Source organism: Bradyrhizobium sp. CSA112 (assembly GCF_029051645.1).
In the GTDB taxonomy this organism is placed as follows: domain Bacteria; phylum Pseudomonadota; class Alphaproteobacteria; order Rhizobiales; family Xanthobacteraceae; genus Bradyrhizobium.
Genome location: NZ_JAACFS010000001.1, coordinates 111,894 through 133,978, shown reverse-complemented (window position 1 = coordinate 133,978; position 22,085 = coordinate 111,894). Strand labels below are relative to the sequence as shown.

21 protein-coding genes and 2 pseudogenes are annotated in these 22,085 nt (G+C 60.2%); 11 read left to right on the top strand and 12 right to left on the bottom strand.

Annotated features, from left to right (window positions below):
* Positions 1–119 precede the first annotated feature (119 nt).
* Positions 120–965 (bottom strand): MBL fold metallo-hydrolase, encoded by an 846-nt coding sequence (locus tag GWE18_RS00785; RefSeq protein ID WP_275183915.1) that lies wholly within the window; start codon positions 963–965, stop codon positions 120–122.
* Positions 966–1,058: 93 nt separating this feature from the next.
* On the opposite strand from GWE18_RS00785, the gene GWE18_RS00780 reads away from it, so the two are divergent.
* The 3 genes from GWE18_RS00780 (at position 1,059) to GWE18_RS00770 (ending at position 3,490) form a co-directional block, all read left to right on the top strand.
* A complete protein-coding gene (locus GWE18_RS00780) occupies positions 1,059–1,916 on the top strand; it encodes a LysR family transcriptional regulator (protein WP_275183914.1) in 858 nt (285 codons plus the stop codon).
* A 273-nt stretch (positions 1,917–2,189) separates the two neighbouring features.
* Complete coding sequence (locus GWE18_RS00775; protein ID WP_275183913.1) at positions 2,190–2,753, top strand: hypothetical protein; 564 nt, start codon at positions 2,190–2,192, stop codon at positions 2,751–2,753.
* Between the two features lie 281 nt (positions 2,754–3,034).
* Positions 3,035–3,490 carry a VOC family protein gene (locus GWE18_RS00770; RefSeq protein ID WP_275183912.1) on the top strand — a complete coding sequence of 152 codons (456 nt, stop codon included), beginning with the start codon at positions 3,035–3,037 and terminating at the stop codon, positions 3,488–3,490.
* Positions 3,491–3,665: 175 nt separating this feature from the next.
* Here GWE18_RS00770 and GWE18_RS00765 read toward each other — a convergent pair whose 3' ends face one another.
* Positions 3,666–5,240, bottom strand: coding sequence for a winged helix-turn-helix domain-containing protein (locus GWE18_RS00765; protein WP_275183911.1), 1,575 nt, complete (start codon positions 5,238–5,240; stop codon positions 3,666–3,668).
* Positions 5,241–5,398: 158 nt separating this feature from the next.
* Between GWE18_RS00765 and GWE18_RS42235 the strand changes: the two genes are divergently transcribed.
* Positions 5,399–5,968, top strand: coding sequence for a DUF1127 domain-containing protein (locus GWE18_RS42235; protein WP_342804213.1), 570 nt, complete (start codon positions 5,399–5,401; stop codon positions 5,966–5,968).
* Positions 5,955–6,314: a hypothetical protein gene (locus GWE18_RS42230; protein WP_342804212.1), complete on the top strand. Its 360-nt coding sequence runs from the start codon at positions 5,955–5,957 to the stop codon at positions 6,312–6,314. The genes GWE18_RS42235 and GWE18_RS42230 overlap by 14 nt, the downstream gene beginning before the upstream one ends.
* 279 nt (positions 6,315–6,593) lie before the next feature.
* Here the strand turns inward: GWE18_RS42230 and GWE18_RS00755 are convergent, their stop codons facing one another.
* Positions 6,594–8,156 carry a winged helix-turn-helix domain-containing protein gene (locus GWE18_RS00755; protein WP_275183910.1) on the bottom strand — a complete coding sequence of 521 codons (1,563 nt, stop codon included), beginning with the start codon at positions 8,154–8,156 and terminating at the stop codon, positions 6,594–6,596.
* A gap of 138 nt (positions 8,157–8,294) precedes the next feature.
* Here GWE18_RS00755 and GWE18_RS00750 point away from each other — a divergent pair, with 138 nt between their 5' ends.
* Both GWE18_RS00750 and GWE18_RS00745 read left to right on the top strand, forming a co-directional pair.
* Positions 8,295–8,528 (top strand): DUF1127 domain-containing protein, encoded by a 234-nt coding sequence (locus GWE18_RS00750; RefSeq protein WP_275183909.1) that lies wholly within the window; start codon positions 8,295–8,297, stop codon positions 8,526–8,528.
* Positions 8,529–9,069: 541 nt separating this feature from the next.
* Positions 9,070–9,189, top strand: a pseudogene (locus tag GWE18_RS00745) (lipid A biosynthesis lauroyl acyltransferase); the annotation flags it as partial.
* Here the strand turns inward: GWE18_RS00745 and GWE18_RS00740 are convergent.
* Positions 9,169–10,785 (bottom strand): B12-binding domain-containing radical SAM protein, encoded by a 1,617-nt coding sequence (locus GWE18_RS00740; RefSeq protein WP_275183908.1) that lies wholly within the window; start codon positions 10,783–10,785, stop codon positions 9,169–9,171. The pseudogene GWE18_RS00745 and the gene GWE18_RS00740 sit on opposite strands and share 21 nt — an antisense overlap.
* Positions 10,786–11,267: 482 nt before the next feature.
* Here GWE18_RS00740 and GWE18_RS00735 point away from each other — a divergent pair.
* A pseudogene (locus GWE18_RS00735) lies at positions 11,268–11,489 on the top strand (IS630 family transposase); the annotation flags it as partial.
* Positions 11,490–11,505: 16 nt separating this feature from the next.
* Here GWE18_RS00735 and GWE18_RS00730 read toward each other — a convergent pair.
* Positions 11,506–12,735 (bottom strand): heparan-alpha-glucosaminide N-acetyltransferase domain-containing protein, encoded by a 1,230-nt coding sequence (locus GWE18_RS00730; RefSeq protein ID WP_275183907.1) that lies wholly within the window; start codon positions 12,733–12,735, stop codon positions 11,506–11,508.
* A gap of 531 nt (positions 12,736–13,266) precedes the next feature.
* Between GWE18_RS00730 and GWE18_RS00725 the strand changes: the two genes are divergently transcribed.
* Positions 13,267–13,869, top strand: a complete 603-nt coding sequence (locus tag GWE18_RS00725; protein ID WP_057902229.1) for a DUF4337 domain-containing protein — start codon at positions 13,267–13,269, stop codon at positions 13,867–13,869.
* Positions 13,870–14,112: 243 nt separating this feature from the next.
* On the opposite strand, the gene GWE18_RS00720 is transcribed toward GWE18_RS00725, so the two are convergent.
* A complete protein-coding gene (locus tag GWE18_RS00720) occupies positions 14,113–14,544 on the bottom strand; it encodes a hypothetical protein (RefSeq protein WP_156439588.1) in 432 nt (143 codons plus the stop codon).
* Between the two features lie 380 nt (positions 14,545–14,924).
* On the opposite strand from GWE18_RS00720, the gene GWE18_RS00715 reads away from it, so the two are divergent.
* Positions 14,925–15,305, top strand: coding sequence for a hypothetical protein (locus GWE18_RS00715; protein ID WP_275183906.1), 381 nt, complete (start codon positions 14,925–14,927; stop codon positions 15,303–15,305).
* On the opposite strand, the gene GWE18_RS00710 is transcribed toward GWE18_RS00715, so the two are convergent.
* From GWE18_RS00710 to GWE18_RS00690, 5 genes are all read right to left on the bottom strand, one after another.
* Positions 15,253–16,896 carry an arylsulfatase gene (locus tag GWE18_RS00710; protein WP_275183905.1) on the bottom strand — a complete coding sequence of 548 codons (1,644 nt, stop codon included), beginning with the start codon at positions 16,894–16,896 and terminating at the stop codon, positions 15,253–15,255. The genes GWE18_RS00715 and GWE18_RS00710 overlap by 53 nt on opposite strands.
* The gene (locus GWE18_RS00705; protein ID WP_275183904.1) at positions 16,889–17,902 is read right to left on the bottom strand and encodes a formylglycine-generating enzyme family protein; all 1,014 of its coding nucleotides are present in this window, start codon (positions 17,900–17,902) and stop codon (positions 16,889–16,891) included. Before GWE18_RS00705 ends, GWE18_RS00710 begins: the two co-directional genes overlap by 8 nt.
* 159 nt (positions 17,903–18,061) lie before the next feature.
* Positions 18,062–19,027, bottom strand: a complete 966-nt coding sequence (locus tag GWE18_RS00700) for a helix-turn-helix domain-containing protein (protein ID WP_275183903.1) — start codon at positions 19,025–19,027, stop codon at positions 18,062–18,064.
* A gap of 504 nt (positions 19,028–19,531) precedes the next feature.
* Positions 19,532–20,248 (bottom strand): hypothetical protein, encoded by a 717-nt coding sequence (locus tag GWE18_RS00695; RefSeq protein WP_275184630.1) that lies wholly within the window; start codon positions 20,246–20,248, stop codon positions 19,532–19,534.
* Positions 20,249–20,321: 73 nt separating this feature from the next.
* On the bottom strand, positions 20,322–20,522 hold the full coding sequence (locus GWE18_RS00690; protein ID WP_275183902.1) for a hypothetical protein: 201 nt from the start codon (positions 20,520–20,522) through the stop codon (positions 20,322–20,324).
* A gap of 239 nt (positions 20,523–20,761) precedes the next feature.
* Here GWE18_RS00690 and GWE18_RS00685 point away from each other — a divergent pair, with 239 nt between their 5' ends.
* On the top strand, positions 20,762–21,739 hold the full coding sequence (locus GWE18_RS00685) for a DUF2336 domain-containing protein (protein WP_275183901.1): 978 nt from the start codon (positions 20,762–20,764) through the stop codon (positions 21,737–21,739).
* Here the strand turns inward: GWE18_RS00685 and GWE18_RS00680 are convergent.
* Positions 21,736–22,080 (bottom strand): DUF1491 family protein, encoded by a 345-nt coding sequence (locus GWE18_RS00680; protein WP_247829993.1) that lies wholly within the window; start codon positions 22,078–22,080, stop codon positions 21,736–21,738. The two genes, GWE18_RS00685 and GWE18_RS00680, sit on opposite strands and share 4 nt — an antisense overlap.
* Positions 22,081–22,085 lie beyond the last annotated feature (5 nt).

Below are 22,085 nucleotides of genomic sequence, written 5' to 3'. Positions count from 1 at the left end.
AAAGCCAACGATCTCGTGTCCCGGACGCAGCGCAGATGCTCTTCGGCGGTACACCGCAGGGCCCAGACAAAAAATCGCGAAAACAACCCCATGCAAAGAATGGGCCCCGCTCGCAGCACTCACGCCGCTTGCGTCCGCTGGTGTTGGCCGCAGCGGCAATTCTCGTAGTCCACGGGGTCGTGGCTATTGAAGATCGTCACGGCATCGCCGTGATTGGCCTTGAGCGTTCGTAACCTCTCCTGGTTTTCGATCCGCATGGCGCGATCCATATCGCCGCGGCGCTGAAACATGCCGAGCACCAGCGGCATCCGCGGCGAAGCCTGCATCTGACCATGGAAAAAATAGGCATCGCCGGCGTGCAGCAGCCATTTGTCCCCGCTTCGGACGGCGATGCCGCAATGACCTAATGTATGGCCCGGCAGCGGGATTATCAGAATGTCGGGCTCGCGGTCGCCGAGCGCGCGCACGCCCTTGAAGCCGAACCAATCTTCGCCGCCTTCGTCGTAGAAGGCCCATTGTGGCCCATGCTTCCACTGGTCGGTGATGTAGCGGCCCTTCGGTGCGGGCGTCCGGCCGGTCACCGCCATGTCGTACTCGCGGCGATGGACGTGCACCTTCGCGTTCGGAAAATCCGGAATGCCGCCGGCATGATCGCGATCGAGATGCGTCAGCAGCAGATGCCGCACGTCGCGCTTGGAGTAGCCGAGCGCCTCGACCTGCCGCACGGCGGTCTCGGCCGGATCGAGCCGCGGCGTCGTCTGCCGAACCCATTTGGGGCCGAGCCGCGGCGGGCTGGCAATGTCGTCCAGTCCGATGCCGGTATCGACCAGCACCAGCCCGTCATTGGTCTCGATCAGCAGGCAATGACACACCATGCGCGCGCGCTGGAAAATGCTGCCGGTGCCGTTCACCAGGCGCCGGCCGATCGGGCACATGGTGCCGGTGTTGAGATGATGGACACGCATGACGATGTCTCCTTAGAGGTCAGGTGTCTTGCTTGCCATTCGGCTACTCATAGGTAAAGTATCGATATCTGATAGTACCAATAGGATACACCTATGGATATCCGCGAGCTCCGCTACTTCGCGGCCGTGTTCAGGGAGCGCAACCTGACGGCGGCCGCCAAGCGCTGCTTCATCTCGCAGCCTTCGATCTCGGCGGCGATCACCAATCTTGAAGCCGAACTCGGCACCGCGCTGTTCATCCGGCACAAGAAGGGCGTGGCGCCGACGGAAGCGGCTGAACAATTCCACGCCGTGGCTCGCCGCATCATCGATGAGGCGGACGCCGCGAAAAACCTGTTCCGCAAACCTGCGACGCGGAACGCGCTGACGCTTGGCCTGATGCGCACGCTCGACCGGCCGCAAACCATTGCGCTGCTGAAGCCGCTGACCGGGAGCGCCGACATCGCACTTCGTCTCGTTGGCGTCGATGAGCCTTCGGATGCGCGGATCGTCTCCAAAAATCTGCTGCGCGCCGACGAGCATTTCGTTCCGCTCTGGGTCGAGCGCTACGTCGCAGCCCTGCCGCCGTCGCATCCGCTGACGCTGAAGGAGCGGCTGCGCACCACGGATCTCGCCGGCGTCGCCATGATCGATCGCTGTCATTGCGAGCAGAGCGAATTCTTCGGCCGCGCCGTATCGGCGTCACGCCAGCCCGCGGCGATCGCCGAATCGGAAGACTGGGCGATCGCGCTGGTGGCCGCTGGCGTCGGCATTGCCATCGTTCCCGAAGGGGTGGCGCGCGCCAATTCCGATGTCGCCGTGCGCGAGATCGACGTCGACGTGAAGCGCGAGGTGGGGCTCGCCTACAGCGCGTCGCTACCGCCGTCAGAAGTCTTGCAGAGCTTTATCGCAAAGCTGCAGCGGCAACGGCCCAAAGCGGGCCGCGTCAAACCGGCGGGGACCGGGCGTTAGGACGTACACTCATAAAACGAGAGATGTCTTGCTTTTGAGGCAAAAGAGACATGCGCTGGCCACTCCGGAATTTCGCGTTTTGACCCATTCCGGACTCTGTTGTCGCGACGGCGCGCGCTCGGCGGCCAAAGCTCTTTCAAGACTAAATTCGCGAGGTCTAGTTGTTGCACTAGAACCACAGACGCGTCGCGCCAGCTGCCGGCGGCGCCACCATGCCTTTCTTTCAACAAACAACGGACATCCCCTGCCGACTGCAACGTCAGGAGAGCATCCATGCCCATCTCAATTCTGCGGCTGCTCGCGAGTGTCCTTTGGCTGGCGCTCATAGTCTCTACATCCGCGACTGCAGAACCGAAACTTGAAATGCATCGTGTCGGCGTTAACGTAGACGATGGCTCGGGATGGTATCCGGCTGTTTCGACCAAGGGCTTGTTCTCGATCCTCCTGCCAATTCCCTTCAATGATTTCACGACTCGCGACCCGGGCACGGGCGAAGTGAGCCATGTCGTCGGCGGCAAGAGTTCTGAGGGAATCAAGTTTACAGCGGTTGAACTGCCGGTAACTGCAAAGACGCCTGTCGACCTCGCGGCGATCCCCAAATCTTTCTCATCCAAACCGGCTAACAAAGTGTATGATGAAATCCGCAATACCAAGGATGACGTCGATAATCTGTTCTTCTCAGTCGCCAACTCGGCAACGACTGCGCATTTCCGCTACATCAGGATGAAAGGTACGCTCTACATACTAACGATTGAATACCCCCACGCGTATCGCGACGTGGTGGCGGAAAAGAAAGATAAATTCTTCGGATCCTTTAAATTCAAGGGGAAGTCCTGATCGAGCAGAATGGGGATTATCCGATCGGAATGTCTCCTCCTCGCACCTTGAGACATTACGACCGGCCGTTACGGCGTCCGCTTACAGGGGAAGAGCGGAAATAGCCGGCCGAGAGCCAAAATGACGCGATTGACCCGAAGCAGACTTCGCCGCAGGCCAACCCGCCTACCGTGCGACGGAGCGAGCTGGTAGCCTTGCAAGAGCGGGAGGGCCGGTTGATGGCAGCTCAGACCGGCAGACGTATAGCCGCGCGGCCGAGCGCACGCGTGGGGAGTAACAATATGATACTCAATCCGGATCATGTTACTATCGCGGTGGCAGACGCCGGCGCGGCGATCGAGTTCTTCGCGCTCCTTGGCTTCAGAAAAGATCACGTCGCGACGATCGACGGTGGCCTTCCCGCCCGGTACATGGGCATGCCGGGCATGAAAGCGCAGCACATCACCCTCGCACTCGAAGGAGCGGCTTATCCTTTCGAGATCCAGCTGCTTGAGTTTGAGCCGATTCCGGGGACCGATCCGGGTGCGCACCCGACAAATCTGCGAAAACGGGGCTTCAATCACCTCGCGTTCCGCGTCGACGACATTGAGGCGGCCACTGCGCACCTCGTGGCCAACGGCGTAACCATGCTGAGCGACGAAATGGACTACATCAGCCGAAAGCTACGGCTTTTCGAGGGTCCCGAGGGCATCACCCTCGAGTTGGTGCAGCGGGGCGGCTCAGACGCGTCTGGCTAGGTCCTCCAACGAGCGACTCGCCGTTACCGAGCAATCCGTGATGTCGCCTTCCAGCCGCTATCGAACACGGTGTAGGCAAGGGACCGATGTCTGCTTGTGGCACCGATGAGACACAGCGACCGATCCTGGCGATGTCCGTTTCCGGTGGAAGACCGCAAGTAGTCGGCCGATGACATTAGTCCTCAGGTATTCCGGCCATAAGCATTCCCTCGCGGATGCGCTTGCTGCCGGCACGAAAGGTCGGGTCAGGGCTTAAGGAGAGCCCTTTCGTCCGGCGTATCGTAAAATCCGGATCCAACGCAAATCCCGCGAGCGCAGCGGCCCGCGCTTCTTCCACTGAACCGGCGAGCGCCAATGCGGCAGCGAACTGGAAGTGCGCGAATGGATAATTTCGATTGGCTTCCAACGACCGGCGTAGCCATTCAACCGCTTCAGTGTCTGCGCCGAGGATCAACTTCACGACGCCAAGCAAGTGCATCCAACGATGGGCGTTGATGTCGCGTGGGGAAAGGTGCAGCGCTTGCTGAATGTGAGCCTCACTTTCTGCCCCACGACCAATGAAGACCTTTGCAAATCCGAGGAATGCGTGCGCGTAGGCCAAATTGCGATCAAGCTCCAGTGCTTGTTCGCATTCTCTCACCGCCAGCGTTGCGCGGTTCGTGAATAGTTGCAATCCAGCCAGTATGAGATGAGCGAAGGCGTGACGTGGGGCCACTGACAAGACCTTAATCAGCGTCGCTTCGACCTGAGCGAGGCGCGAACCCCGGTCATCAACCATGAAATTTGTGACATCTTGTAATTCGACATTTGCGATGCCAACTAACGCGGCGATGTTCTCCGGATCGAGCGCCAACGCCTGTTCGAAGAAGCGGCGAGCAAGTGCGATGTACTTAGGTGTAACCCCTTGGTTTAAGTAATTCTGCCCTTGGAAATAGAAATCTAATGCATCGGGATGCAGCGAGCGTTGCCCACGTTGCGCTTCGGCTTCGATAAGCGGGGCGTTAAGCGCGGTAGCAATTCTTGCGGTGACTTCATCCTGCATTTCGAACAGATCGGTAACCGGCTTGTCGAACTGATCTGTCCAAAGGTGTGTGCGTGTTTCTGCGTCCACGAGCTGAACGTTGACGCGAAGTCGATTTTGACCCCGCCGTACCGAGCCCTCAAGCACGTAGCGCACGTTTAGGTCTCGGCCGATCTGTTTGAGATCGACGGCCTTACCTTTGTAAGTGAAAGCCGTATGTCGGCCAATAACGAACGCGCCCCTGATGCGCGACAAGTCCGTGGTCAGGCTCTCGGTCACGCCATCGACGAAATAGTCTTGCTCGGTATCACCGCTTAGGTTGGTGAATGGCAAAACTACGATGGAAAGATGAGGCGGTGAAAACGGCCTTTGTGCCGGGTCGTCGTTCTGCGAATTAGCCGGCGCAGCGGCGGACCTCTGTCCTTCATGCACTGCGCCAATGAAGCGGAAGCCTCTGCGCGGCAATGTTTTGATGAGGCGCTGCTTGTCGCCGCCGTCACCAATAGCGGCCCGAGCGGCATTCAGGCGGGTCGTCAGGGCGGCATCCGAGACGATGCGACCATTCCAAACCGCGCTGATCAGATCGTCTTTGCTGACGACGCGCTCCCTATTGTGGATCAGGTAATCGAGCAAATCGAATACCTGTGGCGTGATGGAGACGAGGTCCGTCCCGCGATGGAGTTCGCGACGGTCAGTATCGAATGCGTACTCCTCGAAGAAATAGCGCAACTGTCGATCCCTCAGGCAGCCTTCGATCACCGGGCTCCAGCGCCGCTTGAACGCAAAGAATAAGCTGCCGGTAAGGAAAATGTAAGCCGGATGTCAAGCGCGCTGGCGCATTGTGCGGCAATTTCATCTGGTAACAACTCCAGACAGGACACGCCGCAATGAGCACGATCCACGAGATCACCAAGTTGCAGCACCCAGCAACTACCAACCGGCAGGTCTATAGTCCTCTCGAGGCATATTGGAAGGCATTTGGGGATTGGCGCAAACGCCGGAGGCTGCAAACCGAATTATGCCGCCTGACGGACAGCGAGCTTATGGACATTGGTATTACGCGCGGTGAGATCGATTACCTTGCCTCGAAGCGACGTACCGCAATGCCGCGTCGTTCGACAGGATGGCACAATGGCAGCGCTCCCATCTTCATCATGCTCTGCAGCGCGTGCCTCCTCGTATTCGCGAGCGAAGCCAGAGCGCAATGCACGGCGAGAGATGTCTTGCAGAACCAACTAAGGCTTAACAAAAATCCCTCGCCTATCATGCCGCATTTTCTAGTCAGATCCGCCGTGGATGTTCCGATTTGGAAGAAGATTGCAGTGGGGAATTTTTCAGATTTGCGTGCTCTTCGTAACGCGTTGAATGCAACAGGTTGTGGCGTCGGAGACTCGGCTGGGGAAATTCTTGCTCGACCGGCCTTTACCCGCCGCGAAAGCAGACGTGGAACTTTTTAGGTTATCGGCGGCCGAACTCGGGTTTCAGGCCGAGACTGCATCGCTGGGACAAATTTATGCCCGTGCTCAACAGCTAGGTTTTGGACTTGCGGCAGCAGAGATCGCTCCGCAACTGAGGCTTCAATACTTAGACCAGCCGATCGGTGAATTTCTCATCATCGGAATGGAGCCGATCAAAACATGGAAGGGCGAGCCGGTGATTTTAACTGTAGCAAATGGGGGAGCAGGACTAATCCTCATCGGCCAAGATGGCGGCGCCGACGCAGAAATCTTTGTTAGGTCCCGTTTTCTATTCGTGCGGTCCAATAAAGCCGCGCCCGCGGAGGCGGCGCTCGTCCATCAGTGATATTAACCGACAAAGGTTCAGCCAGACTCCGTTTTTCATTGCCGGAATTCGCACAGCGTGCCCTGGCAAAGCCCTGACACCCAGTCAGGCTGTCTGAGGTTTGTGACCAATCACTACCGCCGGAAGTCCGCTGCTGGCACTTTGGAGACATGCCCGCCTATCCTGAGAAAGTCCGTTCACCGGGGTAGACCGGAAGTCGCCATGGTCCGGCCAAACCGACGCGATTGACCCAAAGCCGACGCAGGGCAGTAAAGCACTGAAGTCGGCCCGAAGCGCTCATCACCCTTCCGGCACGCCAGCGAGGCGCCAGCCTTCACACAAGCGCTGCAGCCCGGCAAGGTAAATTGGATTGTCGCTTTGTTGAGCTGCGAGCAAGCGACGAATGGTAAAACCTGAGTTGAGCGCAAGTCCCGTTGTCGCAGCAGTTCGCGCCTCATCGAGCGCGCCGGTCAAGGCCAAGGCAGCGGCGAGCGATATATGAGCGAGATGAAAGTTACGGTTCGCCTCGGTGCTTCGTCGCAGCCAACTGACAGCTTCGACGTCTGAACCAAGCAGCAGCTTGGCCACGCCCGCAAAACACGCCCACTGGTAGGCGAAAACGTCGCGAGGAGAGAGCCGTAAAGCTTCGAGTATATGGCCTTCGGTCTCGGTAGCGCGACCTATGTAGGATTTGGCGAAACCAAGGGCAGCATGAGCGTGGACCAAATTCGGAGCCAGCGCCAACGCATGTTCGAACTCACGGATGCCTTGGGCGGCCCGGTTCGTAAAGGTCTGGACCCAACCCCGAGCCATGTGGGCTGAGGCACTGTTCGGCCTAATCGACAATACCTTGTTCACCATCGCCTCGGCCGCCGCAAGCCGCGCGGGCCCATCATCCGTCGTAAAGCTACCTCCAACTACCGTATCAACATTTGCCAGACCAATCATTGCTTCGACGTTGCCGGGATCGAACTCCAGCGAGCGTTCGAAGAAGCCCCGCGCTTGCGTCACGCATTCAAGGCTAATCCCCTTCATCAACCAGGCCCGGCCCTGGAAGCACAAGTCCATTGCATCGGGGTGCAGCGTACGCTCGGCTCGTCGCGCCTCAGCCTCGATGAGTTGGGCACCTAATGTACCGGCGAGCCTCGACACGATTTCGTCCTGCATATCGAACAGGTCGACGACAGGCTTCTCGAAGCGCTCGGCCCAAAGATGCTGGCCGCTCCTGGCATCGATCAGCTGAACATTCATCCGAAGTCGCTTGCCGCTGCGTTGCACTGAGCCTTCGAGCACGTAGCGAACATTCAATTCGCGGCCGACTTGGCGCACATCGACAGCTCTGCCCTTGTATGAGACGGCGCTGTTCTGTGCCATTACAAATGAACCACCGATGCGCGACAGGTCCGTGGTCAGACTCTCGGTTATACCGTCCGCGAAATAGTCCTGCTCACGATCACCGCTCAGGTTCGCGAAGGGTAGCACGACGATGGACAGGCGCGGCGGCGCTTCGCCGGTTCGCTCAATTAGGCCAATCGTCTCATTTGCGGGCCTCCGGTCTTCCTTCACTGCGCCAACGAAGCGGAAACCTTTGCGCGGCAATGTTTTGATCAAGTGCTGTTTCTCGCCCGTGTCGCCGATTGCGCTCCGGGCGGCGTTCAGGCGAGTCGTTAGCGCGGCATCCGAGACGATGCGACCCTTCCAAACGGCGCTGACGAGTTCGTCTTTGCTGACGACGCGCTCCCTGTTCCGGATCAGGTATTCAATCAGGTCGAATACTTGGGGTGTGACAACGACCTCTTCCCTTGCGCGCTGCAGTTCGCGCCTGTCAGTATCCAATGCGTAATCCTCAAAAAGAAAACGCAAGCTGCATTCCCTCTCGCGGCCACCTCTGAAACCCCAAGAATAAGCTGTCGGTAAGGGAAATGTAAGCCAACTGTTAAACGCGCCAGGGGATTTTCCGGCAATCTCGCTTGGCAGAAATAGAGCAACCTGGACACTCCAATGAGCACCATCCACGGAAACAGTGAGTTTGGACTAGCGACGGCGAGGCGGCAGCCTTACAGTCCCCTCGAGGCGTATTGGAATGCATTTCGTGAGTGGCGCAAACGCGAGAGGCTGCGTGCTGCGCTGGACGATCTGAGCGACAGAGAGTTGATGGATATCGGGATTGCACGGGGCGAACTCGACTACGTCGCCCGATCGGCGCTCTCAGCCGATCCGCGTTTCACATTATAGCTGCCCTAGTTTGGCCGGACGGGGCGATGCTGCCTTAGATCTGCCGGGGAAAGTCGATGAAGTCGGCTTTTGGCACGAACCGGACCACCCGGGTCGGTCTGATGAGGTCCGCTGTTAGGGGTAGAACGGACATGCCGTTCAAGCGAGCCAACTTCCGACTTTGACCCCAAGCAGACATCTGGTCGGACGGCCACTTCCTGTTAGGAGTGTCCTGTTGCTATAGTGATCTGGATGATGACACAGCCACCTGCATTCATTCCAAGGCGTCGATGGAAGGTCATCCTTGCAGCCTACCTCGTGGGTCTTCTGATATGCGAATTGCTTTTGCTTCTGAGTGCTTACCAAGGTGGAGGCTTTGATCGTCCGCACAGTTTGGCTGATCTAGCGATCATCGGATCATACCACCTAGCCACCGGGTTATTGTGGCCGGTTGTTTTGATAGTGTTCATTTTGCAACTATCGGGACTTTTGCCCCAGCCCATCCAGTTCTAAGGACAACTATGCTCGCCTATCCTGAGAATGTCCGTTCACCGGGGCATACCGCGACGCCGCCGGGCAAATCGACATTCAGGGAACGATGCAGGCGGTCACGTCGGCGATCGAGGGCTGGATCCGCGAATATCCCGATCAGTGGCTGTGGCTACACCGTCGCTGGCGGTAGCGTCTGCTTAACCCCCGTGGCCCTCACCGGAGGCATACCGTCCAGCTCGGCAATCCGGCGGTCAATCTCACTGATCACGCGCTTCGAGAACGGCCCGAGGTGCAGGTACAGCGCCATCAGCATCACAATGTAACGCAGCGCGCGTGGATTGGTCTTGGCGACCTCGACGAAGGTCTTCCAGAACGGCTCGCAAACCTCCGGCAGGGCGCGCATGATCTTGTGCACGCTGTCGATGCCGCCAAGCCTCTTGCGCATGTCGCCATCCGGCAGGTCGCGGCGCCGGTCGGACCGGTCGAGCATGACGGCAAGCCGCGACAGCCGTCCTGCATATGCCGTCGGGCTGAACACGTGACCGAGCACGGCCTTGTAATCCGCAAGGATGTCACGAAGCGGACGCTTGGTGTCGAAATTGCAGCCGAGCGTGCATTGGTCGCCCGCCTGCTCGACCTTCATGAGGTCATGGCCGTTGTGCAGGCGACCTTCCTTGGCTAGCCGCCGCGTCAGCTGTGTACCAGGCAGCGCATAGAGCAGTCCAACCATGCAGACTGGAACGTTCGCCTCCTCGATGAAGTCGATCATCGCCTGCCCCATCGAGACTTTCTCGGTATCGAACCCGACGATGAAACCCGCGGTGACGAACATGCCGTAGCCATAGATCTTATGAATGCACTCGGCGATGTTGCGCCTGGTGTTCTGCTTCTTCTTCATCTGCACGAGCGTCTCTGGATCCGGGCTCTCGATGCCGACGAAAATCCCGAAGAAGTTCGCGTCCTTCATTGCCTGCAACAGCTCGCTATCGTCCGCGATATTGATCGAGGCTTCGGTCGAGAACTCGAACGGATAGTCGCGCTCTTCCAGCCAGGCCTTGAGCCGCGGTAGTAGCGTGCGAAGGTTTTTCTTGTTGCCGATGAAATTGTCGTCGACAAAATCGACATGCCCGCGATAACCGTGATCGTAGAGTGCTTGCAGCTCGGCGAGAATCTGATCGTTGGTCTTGGTGCGCGGCACGCGACCATACAGCTCGATAATATCGCAGAACTCGCAGGTGAACGGGCAGCCACGCGAATATTGCACGCCGATGAAGAGATAGTGATCGAACTTGATCAGATCGTAGCGGGGCATCGGGCTTAGCGTGACGTCGATCTTGAATTTCTCGGCGATGAACACGCCCTTGCGCTCGCCGCTTTCCCAGGCGGCGATGAATTGCTCGATGATTTGCTCGGCCTCGCCGATCACCTGGAAGTCCGCGTCCGCGTAAAGATGCGGGCTGGAGGACACGTCAGGTCCACCGACGCATACTGGCTTGCCGTGCAGGTGGGCGAGATCGATCAGGTAGATGAAATCAGGCTGCTGGTTGAGCATGCCGCCGATCATCACGAGATCGGCCCAGTCGAGGTCCGCGTCCGTCAAAGGCTCGGTGTTACGGTTGACGAGACGGATGTCCCAATGCTTCGGCAGCATGGCAGCGACGGTGATCAGGCCGAGTGGCGCCGCCGGATACTTCGCGCCGACCAGTTCGCAAGCTTCCGTATAGTTCCAGAACGAGTCCGGGACGAACTTCGGATAGATCATTAGGACGCGGCAGGGAATCGTCATGTTGCTCCGGCCTGGACCTTGAGGGTCACAATGCCACGCAGCTTGTTGGTGCTCAAGGGTTCGATTCGCTCGTGGATACAGGCGTTAAATGCTGAAATATGGTGGAAGTGTGCATCTGACGTTCCGTTCGCGCACCTAACAGTTCGACGGCCGATTGTCAGACGATCTTTCGCATAAACCTACTACGTCGCTTATTGGCACGAACCGGACCACCCGGGTCGGTCTGATGAGGTCCGCTGTTAGGGGCAGAGCGGACATGCCGTTCAAGCGAGCCAACTTCCGACTTTGAACCAAAGCGGTCATTCCCCCCAGCGAATTGATCGCCCGAAATGGATGGCGAGCGGTTGTCTGGCGCTACTGGGCGGGATGTCCGGTACTGACGCGAAGCTGCGGCCCGGTGTAATTGCCAGGACGTCAACAGGGTGCTGGCTGGCCTCAAGGATATACAGAGGTTATTGATCATTTGGTTGCAGTGACCAGAAGATATCGTGGAGATCGAGATTGGCGTGCTGCGCAGCCAGTGTCTGGACAGGCGCATCGCCAACCGGCAACAACTCGTATCCGAGATCGCTGCTTGCGAGCGACAGCGCAACGCATCACGCGCCCGCATCAGATGGATGCTCACAACCGCGAAAGCTCGTGCCCAAATGGCCGCACCTACCGCCTTGGCAGGCGGGCCAAACGCCTCGACCAATGAGTCATAATCACCGTGCAGCGGTACTAGAGGTAGGATAGCCACCAGTCGCTGCGACGTTTTTTGATGCCGGCAAACCAGTTACAAAGCGGATAGAGCGCCGCCACAACCGCAAGCCAGACGGAAAGGACGCCCAGGAGGCCGACGCCGTATCCGTTCGGCTTGTCGGCAGGGAATGGACCAAACAGCCAGCCGGTCTCCGCACCGCTCACCCACGCGAAGATCACGGCGAGCGCGTGGATGACAAAAACATGAATCACATAATAGAAGAATGGAACGCGGCCGAAGGTGGTGACCCACGCCGCGAAGCGGCCGCGCGCGTTCTCAACCGCAGCAAGCAGCAGCAATGTCGGCCCCATCGTCATGGCCAGATACAGCAGCGATGGCGGATATTTTTCGCAGTTGATGAAGGACAGCAACGTCGCAATTGCACCGGCTTGAACACTCCAGGGCGCGGGGTCGCCGTAGACGTTGCTCGCCCGCAGCGGGATGAAACCGACCACAGCGACGGTGCCCCATCCAACGAGCCGGCGCGTCCGCTTCGCATGATCGAGCGTGAAGACCGGACCGAACGCGTAGCCCGCCGCCATCACGCCGATCCACGGGATCAACGGGTAGACCGCGAACCACTTCACGGTGGCGCCGAACTGCAGCAAGGCCGGCTCATGCAGGAAATTCCAGATTGCCGCGGCCGGGCCAAAGGCCTCTGCCTTGATGGGATCGAGTAGATTGTGCCAGGCGATCAAGACGAGCGCGATGGTCGCGACAGCACTGCGCGGTAGAAAGACCAGTACTGAGAGCGCAATCATCGACGCGCCGATAGCGAAGATGACCTGGCTGAAGAAGTAGCCGAGATCGAAGCTGAAGGTCCATGCAAGGCGGACGAGCGTGAGCTCGATCAGTACGAGCCAAATCCCGCGCGTGAGCAGGAAGCGGCTGAGCTGCCGCGTGCTACGGCCACGCTCACCGTAGAGGAATGCCGACACACCTGCGAGAAAGACGAAGGCGGGTGCACAGAAATGCGTGATCCAGCGCGTCATGAACAGCGCGGGATCGGTCACGTCGCGCGGGTTGAATCCACCCGGGGCGAAGAAATCGCGCACATGGTCGAGGGCCATCAATACCATCACGAGGCCGCGCACGAGGTCGACGGAATCGATGCGCGTGCGCGCCGCCGTCTGCCCGGCGATTCCTTTCCTCGCTTGGCCGGTCCAGGACAGGCCTCCCCGTTGCCCGGCTTCGAGGCTCGCATTCATGATTTGATCCTCCCAGCGCACAAGTACGGCCAAGGTGCCGCGGGAGTTTCAGTCCGGCTGCCGCGCCGGCGCCTCAACTCGCCAGCTTCACCGGGATCTTCAGGTAGTGAACGATGGTGTTAACGCTCGAGCGCGAGGGAATTCATCAAAAGGCAACCGCGCAGACCTGTCACAATCTCTGTGCAGCGGTACTAGTGAGGCAGGTCATTCTTAAGCCTATGAACTTCTGAAACGACGTCCGCTTTCGGACCCGGAGCGGACCGTTTGTATTGGCCTTGTGGCTGGCCTGTTTCGACCTCATATTGGCCGACTTCTCTCCCGTAAAGGCGCGCCGTTCCTCGGACGCTTGAACTCAAGCATCCGAACGTTTGCGTAAACCCTGATCGCTGCATGGGAATTGCCGATCCCTTCGTATGACCGATCGCGCCTGCAGCATTCTGCGGAACAAATCAATATGCTCGTGCGTCGCGATGGTGACATAACGCCGTTGTTTATGGTGCCTGCCCTTTAGGAGCGAGGAGGAGCCGATCGATGAAAGCCGAAGACGCCGCCGACATGATGGATCAGGAGAAGGCGAACGACCGCTTCAAGCAGCGAGCGGCGGTCAGCATCGCCATTCTGGCGATGCTGCTGGCCATCACCGGGCTTGGCGGCGCCAACGCCGGCAAGGAGGCGACCAACAACAACATCTATGCCGCGAACCACTATGCCTTCTACCAGGCCAAGAACATCCGCCAGACCGACTACAACCTCGCGGCCGACGCGATCGAACTGGCGTTCCTGCAGGACGGAAGCCTCAACGCCGAGGCCAGGACCGCCCTGAAGGCAAAAGCGGAGGCCTATCGCAAGACGGCGGCACGCTACGAGTCCGAGCCCGAGACGCAGGAGGGCAAGAAGGAATTGATGGCGCGGGCCAAGGACTACGAGAGCAGGCGCGACCATGCGCTGAAGCAGGATCCCTACTTCGACTATGCCGAAGCGCTTCTGCAGATCGCCATCGTGCTGATCTCGGTCTCGATCGTCGCGACGCTGCCCTGGCTTGCGATCGTCGGCGGCATCGTCGGTGCCGCGGGTGGTCTGCTGATGGTCAACGGCTATACACTGGCGGTCGAGATACCATTTCTGGCAGCATAGAGGTCCGCACGCACGCTGCGCTGGTCGGATGGTGGTGGCAGGTGCTGTTTGGCAAGGACGAGGGGAGCGACGACAATGTGACGCAGGCAGCGCCCCCGTCGACGTCTGCTTGCTTGGGTTAGAGCGGACGTGGAGCAAGGCCGCCCGGACTTCGCGTTTTGACCCGAAGGCGACCTTGGGAAAATCGGCTATTGAGCTCGTTGGATGCAATTTTCTCAGCGTCGGGCCGTTAGGTCGTGGGACTTAGCACACGCGGCAATATCCCCAAGATGCGCAACAGCTGCCGGCCGCGCAACCGACCGCGCAGCCACGGACCGCGCAGCCACGGCAGCCACGGACTGCGCAGCCACGGCAGCCACGGGCCGCGCAGCCACGGCAGCCACGGGCCGCGCAGCCACGGCAGCCACCGCGGGCGGCTAGCTGCACGCCGCTGCCAACGTTTTCCTTATCGAGGAGATGGAACGTGGCGAGACTGACGTCGGCCATTTCCTCTTCGCTAAGAACGAAACGCTGATTGGGCGAGGTATTGTCAGATTGCGCGATATCAGCAGCGGGCATCGTGGATGCTGATGCGCTATCCAGCAGCGAAAAACCCAGTCCGGTGGCACCCAGCACCGTCACGGCGGCGGCTTTGGTTGTGCGTTTCTGCTTCGAAGCTTGCTTGACCCGTGGCATGGTCTGCATCCTCCGTAAGTTCTGCTTGAGGTGGCAAGTGTGCGCTCGGCAAATCCGGCGCGCAAGGGTTGCATGTGCGTTAAGATGCGAACCGTCCCATCGAGTTCCCATTCATCTTCATGAACGAAATCGACACATAGCCGCTTTTGGTTGAGCAGAATCCTGTTTCTCATAGCGGCGGCTCGAAGCCGGGGCGGTCTACGCGGTCTCGGGGGCGTCTCCGCGTTCTGGATGTATCCCGCCATCTGCGTACAAAGACGGCCCAAGTAAGCTCCAGTATGGGAAAAGAGGCAGCCAACTGAGGCGGCCTCTTTTCATTTGCAGATGCGATGCCATGTCGCCTCTTGGCCACATAGCAGACTCGCTGAAGACCTGCCCAGATGTCCGCTTCTGAGCGGAATCCCGACATCGCCATGTACATGGCTCTTTTCAGATTTATGAGTAACGCGTTGGTCTACCCCTTCACCGTCACGGCGCGCCCGATCACGGGCTGGGCCGCAACTGGCGGGTTGGCGGTTTGCGCGGCGAGTTCGCCGATCAGGCGGTCCGCATCGGCGGCGATTCTGCGCGCGGGCGGGCAGGCACATCGCCGCCACGACGGTGGCGACGACGAAATTCCTGGCCAAGGCAGAAATTTTGCGACGCTTCATCTGGCATCTCCAAAAGTTCAGCCGGGCTGCACCCTCTTGATGCAGCCCGGCATGAAGATCAGCCACCGCTGCTGGCAGCAGCAATTTGCTTCTGGATTTTCTCCAGATTGAACGAGCCCGGCGACTGGCTCGGCGGATAGTCCTTCATGGACATCAGGAATTTGCCGGCCATGGTCTGTAGCGGCACAATGACGAAGACCCGGGAGATGAACCAGTCATTGTAGGTGTTCGAGTTGTGCTGGGCGCGTTCGAACGGATCGCGCCGCAGGTTGAAGAGCAGGGGGACCCGGAGTTCGACGAATGGCTCTCGCCAGACCTCGAATGCCTGGCCCCTGTTCTCCAGAAATACAGCCTTCCAGGCGTCGTAACGGATCGCCACGACCTGGCCGTCGTCGTTGACGTACATGAACTCCTTGCGCGGCGATTCCTTCGCCTTGCCGGTAAGGTAATCCAGCATGTTGTAGCCATCGATGTAGTTGCGATACTTGCGGCCGTTCAACTCGACGCCCTGCAGCAGCTTGTCCTTGATGTTGGGATCGCCGGCTGCAGCGGCGAACGTCGGCAGCCAGTCCTCGTGCGAGACGATGCCGGTCAGCGTCGTGTTGGCCGGGAAATTGCCCGGCCATCGCACGAACGCCGGTACGCGGTACGCGCCCTCCCAGTTCGAGTTCTTCTCGCTGCGGAACAGGGTCGTTCCGGCATCCGGCCAGCTGTTGAAGTGAGGTCCGTTGTCGGTGGAGTAGAACACGATCGTGTTGTTGGCGATGCCGAGATCGTCGATCAGCTTGAGCAACTGGCCGACATGCATGTCGTGTTCGACCATTCCGTCCTGGTACTCGTTGCCGTTCGGTCCCGACAACCCTTCGTGCTCCTTCCTCACATGCGTGCGGAAGTGCATCCGGGTGGCGTTCCACCAGCAGAAGAAAGGCCTGTTGGCGCGATGTTGACGCTGGATGAAGTCACTGGCGGCCGCCACCGTCTCGTCATCAATCGTTTCCATCCGCTTGCGGGTGAGCGGGCCCGTGTCTTCGATTTTGCCGTCCGCCGAAGCCTTGATGACGCCGCGCGGACCGAACTTCTTCCGGAATTCCGGATCTTTCGGGTAATCCCGGTTTTCCGGCTCCTCTTCCGCGTTCAGGTGGTAGAGATTGCCGAGGAACTCATCGAAACCATGCTGGGTCGGCAGGTGCTCGTCGCGGTCGCCCTGATGGTTCTTGCCGAACTGGCCGGTCGCGTAGCCCCGGCTCTTCATGACGGTTGCCATCGTCACGTCTGTCTTCTGCCAGCCTTCCTTGGCGCCAGGCAGGCCGACCTTGGTCATGCCGGTGCGGACCGGCACGTTGCCGCCGATGAAAGCAGCCCGGCCGGCCGTGCAGGATTGCTGTCCGTAGTAGTCGGTGAAGGATATGCCCTCGCGGGCGATCCGGTCGATGTTCGGAGTCATGTAGCCCATCATGCCGCGGTTGTTGTGGCTGATGTTCCAGATGCCGATGTCGTCGCCCCAGATCACCAGGACGTTTGGCGGACGGCCGCCAGTCGCGGCCGGCTGTTGCTGGGCCTGAGCCGTCTGGACTGCGGCGGTCGAGCCGACTGCCGAGGCCGCCACGAGTGCGGTACCGGCAAGCAGCAGGTTGCGGCGGTCAAGTTGACTGGACGAATCCGTCGCCTGGTCCGGTGTTGAACTCTTGGACTGGTCACTCATCATCAATTCTCCCGTTCTTGGTTTCTGTTCCAGCAGGTCGGCTTCCACGCACCACACAGCGGAATCCGATGTGGCTCGTGGACGTATCGACCGGGTGCGCATGGCGCGCAGCCGGCCGGTAGCGACGGCAGTAGTTCGGCGCGCACAGATGCGAGCCGCCTTTGATGACCTTTCGCGGAATCCTGATCGTGGGTTGGCTGGGGTCATAGCTCGCGGCCTCGGGGCCGCCGCGAGGGTTCTCGGGAATGCAGCACGCCTTCGGCGCTTCCGCCTGGTGCTTCGGCGAATACCAGTCGTTCGTCCATTCCCAGACATTGCCGATCATGTCGTAGACGCCGTAGGCGTTCGGCTGAAACGCCGTCACCGGCGAGGTGCGCGGAAAACCGTCCTCGTTCAGGTTCTGGTACGGGAAATTGCCTTGCCAGGTATTGGCCATGTGGCGGCCGCCGGGCATCAGTTCGTCGCCCCAGGCATATTCGGCGCCGTCCAGTCCGGCACGCGCGGCGAATTCCCATTCGGCTTCCGTCGGCAACTCCTTGCCCGCCCATTTGGCATAGGCGGCTGCATCGTCATGGCTGACATGCACGACAGGATGGTTGTCGAGCGCGTTGATGTTGCTCTTGCGTCCATAGGGATGACGCCAGTCCGCATTCCTGGTGAAGTCCCACCACTGTGACCAGTCGCGGAGGTCGACCGCGTGTTTGGGTGGTGTGAACACCAGCGAGCCGGCAAACAGCATGTGCGGCAGCGCGCCGGGATATTGCGTCGGATCGGGCGGGATCTCGGCCAGCGTGACATATCCGGTCGCACGAACGAATGCCTTGAACTGCCGGTTGGTGACGGGCGTCCGATCGATAAAAAAGCCGTCCACGGTGACGCGATGAACAGGCGCCTCTTCCGGATAATGCTTGTCCGAGCCCATGCGGAACGTACCACCGGGGATCCAGATCATCCCTTCGCGGAATCCGGACGCGGCCATGATAGTGGCGTGCTCGGTGCACACCATGGCTGTTCTCCTCGTGAAATCCCCGAGGAATTTTTCTGGTCTGCCAAGTGCCGGCGTGCGGATGACTCAGGATCATTTGAGCCCGGCTTCCGGCACGATACTTCCTGCGTCCAGAGAAACAGCGCGCGTTGCGTCACACTATGCAAATTCGGCAAATTTTCAGTGGAAGATCAATCCTGGCGGCGGCGAGCGCTGCAATGTTGCCGAGGCGGGCTCGCCGAACAGCGAACGGTATTGCGTCGAAAATCTTCCAAGCTCCCAGAAGCCGTGATCCATCGCAGTTCGGGTGACGGTGGCGGTTTCCGGTGTGGCCAGCAGCAGCGTCCGCCGCACGAGATGCATACGGCGCAGCCAAAGATAATGAACCGGACCCATGCCGAAATGCTCAAGGCAACAGGCCCGCAGGCTGCGTTCACAAGCTCCCGTCGCCGCGCATATTTCCGCGACATACAGCGGCTGAAGCAGATTCTCCCTGAGAAATTCCTCGAAACGCCGGATGATCCTGGAGTGGTTTCGTTCAGCTTGTGTCGTTGTGACCGGCAAACCTTCGTCCAGGCATCTCACCATCAGGTAAGCCAGCTCATCGTCGATCGCTCGCACGACTTCGACGTTCGCAAGTTTTTCATCGGATTCTTCGACAAGTCCGCCGAGCTGGCGATGCAGATCGAGCAATCGGCCCATCAGTGCTGAACCGGGATGCACAAGAGGAGCCACCTGCGATACGTCCAGTTCATGTCCACAAATGACCCTGCTGGCCGAGGCCAGTTCTTCCGGAGCAAGCGACATTGACCCCCAGCGACTGGCTCCATAGGTCCGACGATGCATCACACTGGAATTGTTGACGATCAGAGCGTCATGCGCGACGTCCGCTCCGCAATGATGCATTCTTGGCTGATTGCAATCAGTATGGAAGGCGATCGTTGCCCGATCCGCGGTTGTAGAACGTATCAGAACGCGAGGCAGGTTTTCCTGGCCTCGCGTCATCCATATCTTGTTGAGTTTGGCTTGAACAAGCTTGCCGCGGAACGCGCCGCGCGTTGTGGGCAAGAGCTCAAAATCGCCCGCCGGAAGCGCCCGCTGAAAGGGTAGTGGGTCGGTGAAGTTCGTGACCGTACCGGTGACCACAGCTCTTCTCCCAACGCAGTACAGATATGGAAATGAGGCCGACAAGCCAGCGGTAACGCCGTCCTGTGGTTGTAAGTTCCGGGTTTGGCACCTGAATGACGTTTTTGGCGCGCGCCTGAAGAATTGCTGCAATGCAGCCTCGACACGCAGAAATTTAGCGGAGCCGCTTCTGCCCCGCTTTATTGACGGGCGGACATCCGGGTTAGGCTTCCGTTCCATTAGGCGGTGGCACAAACTTCACGTCGGTGATCTTTGCAATCTGTGGGCGTGGGACGAAACGTGCGGGTAAGTGTGAACCGGCTGACATTGGCGGTGCAATTTCTGAGATCGACCGCGCAGGCACATAAGGACCCTATCAAGGACCCTATCAAGTCCGAGATGGGTGATTCACGTCCGGTTTGGCAGGACTACCGACTTCCGGTCCGCTCAAGAAAGCCGAAGTAAATTCAGAACATTCCGGCGCCACCGCTGGCCATTTCGCTGCGTGCTAATGAGTCCACGCCTCTACCCCTTCACCGTCACCGCACGCCCGATCACCGGCTGGGCGGCGACCGGCGGGTTGGCGGTTTGCGCGGCGAGTTCGCCGATCAGGCGGTCGGCGTCGGATGCGATACCGTCGGGCGCGTGAATCACCAGCCGCTCCAGCGCCCAGCGGTACGATGAAATGCGCCGCTCCAGGCATTGCTGGACCCATTGCACGATCAGCGTGTTCTCTTCCATGCGGGCGATCGCATCGGCCTGCTCGGCCGGCGACAGTTCCGAGACCATCTTCAGGCTGGCGCTGCGCTTGCGGTCGAGCTCGATGACGCTCGTAGCGGAGGCAAAGAACGGCTCGAACCTCGTGATGTCGTTGCGGACGTCCTCGATCAACTGCTGATAACGCGAGGTGTGCGAGCGGTGCGGCTCGTCGATCAAAGCGCGTCCATAGGTGGTGCGGTCGAACACCACCTTCTGCCGCCACGGCGAGGGCAACGGCTGGTAATCGCCGAACACGCTCTTCCAGGCCGGGCGCGAGTGCGGCGGCTCGATCAGGGGATAGGCGAGATCGCGAAGCTGGCGCTCGTTTTCGGTAAGCTGGAAGTGCGAGGGCTTGAGGCCGACGCTGGCCGTGGCCTCGGCACCCAGCCAGCGGTGCATGTCGTCGTTGCGCATATCCGCACGGGTGCGGCCGAAATCGCCGCCGCTGCAGCCGCCGAGCGCGGTGCTTGCCACCAGCAGCATAAGGACCGGGAGTGACCGAAGCCCGGTGGTCCGGATCGGGAGGCACAGCTCCGGCATTTCAAATGTCCGTCGTTCAGGGGCGCCGACGGCGACGGCGACCGGGCGCAGCCCCCTCTTCCGGTCCGCGCCCGTCGCCGGTCTCGCCGGCTTTACGTTCGATGCGGACAACGGGAAGGATCAGCACGGTTCCCAAGCCATCGCGCGGAGCGCCATCCATGGTTGAGCCCGGCCGCCGCGAAGCCGCATCCGCCGGAAATTCAATGATGGTGCCCATGTTCCGTTCTCTCTGGTTGCCGCACGGACACGATCCGGCCAGCGACATGCCATTATTCAGAACAGAACGTGGTTAACGGCATCTTAATTTGTGTGGGCGGTACAGTTACGGATCCCGGCGCTCCCTTGCCGAAAGCTCGCATTTTATCGGATTCCTTCACGGGCTGTTTTCCTTAACCAACTCTTAAAGCGCCGTGCATAGGCTGACGCGAGGGATTACCGAAGTCGCGTACACCTGACATGACCGCCACTCCATTGTTTCCGGGATTCGACGGGCTGATGACGCTCTCGCGCCGCGAGGGCGTTGATATCAGGCCGACCTTGCTGCGCGTGCTGACCGACCTCTATGTCCAGACCAACGCCCATTCCGCCGACGAGGAGCGGCAGTTCGTCGAACTGACGTCCCGCCTGATCAACCAGGTCGACGACGCCACCCGCGCCGCGGTGCGGGCGCGGCTCGCGATCTATCCGGCGACGCCGGCCGAGATCATGGACAAGCTCGGGCTGCAGCGTTCGCACCGCGGCGAGCCCCTTCCGCTCGCGGCTGCGATTGCCGCAGCTCCAACCAGCGCGCCGGCGGTGAAACCGCCGACTGAAGCGCAATTGCGGATGGCGTCCAGCCTGTCGATGCGGCCCAACGATGCCGCCGAAATCAGCGACATGTTCTTCGCGGCCGGCGCCAGCGAGCGCGCGCTGATCCTGCACAATCTCGCCGACACGCCACTGAAAGCCTCGGCGCGCATTCCTGCAGCCCGCGCCGCGCGCGCGATCCATATCCTGGAAATGGCCGCATTCGCTGAGGACACCGCAAACTTCGCGCTCGAACTCGGCGAAGCGCTGATCCTGCCGCAGCGGATTGCCGAACAGGTGGTCCACGATCCCGGTGGCGAGCCGCTGGCCTGCGCCGCGCGCGCACTGGACATGTCGAGCGCCGCATTCCAGCGCGTGCTGCTGTTCCTCAATCCCGAGTTCGGCTCCTCAGTGCACCACGTCTACAGGCTGTCGCGGCTCTACGACCGCCTGAGCGAGCGATCCGCGCTCGTGATGCTGGCGGCGTGGCGCGGCTCGACCATGGCCGTCACCCGCGCCAAATATCGCTCAGCGCTGTACGACGATGAGCGACATCACGCCCGCGCGGCGACCTCGCAAACACGCCCCTCGGTGCAGCCCGGAAGCTCTCCGGCGACACGCACCGGCACCGACGGCCCGAAACGCTAAGACTTCGCCAGATCCAGAAAATGCCGCCCTGCCCGGTCCTCGGTCTCGACGATCCAGGCATCGGGATCGAACCGCAGTTCCTTGGCGAGGCGCTCTTCCACGGACTGCTCGGGCACCGGCTGCGGCGAAGCCGGCGCGAACAAGCGCTCGGCCGGGCGGCTCTCGTCATAGACGGTCTGCGGCGCCGGTGCATACAGCATGGCGTTGCCGTCGAGCAGCGCCACCTTGACGAACACCGCCCCCGCCTCCTCCGCCCCGCGCTTGCGCACGGCGCCAAAGATTCCCTCGTTCTGGCAGCGGCGCAGATAAGCGGCCACCCAGATGCTTGATTTCAATCGCATGATGG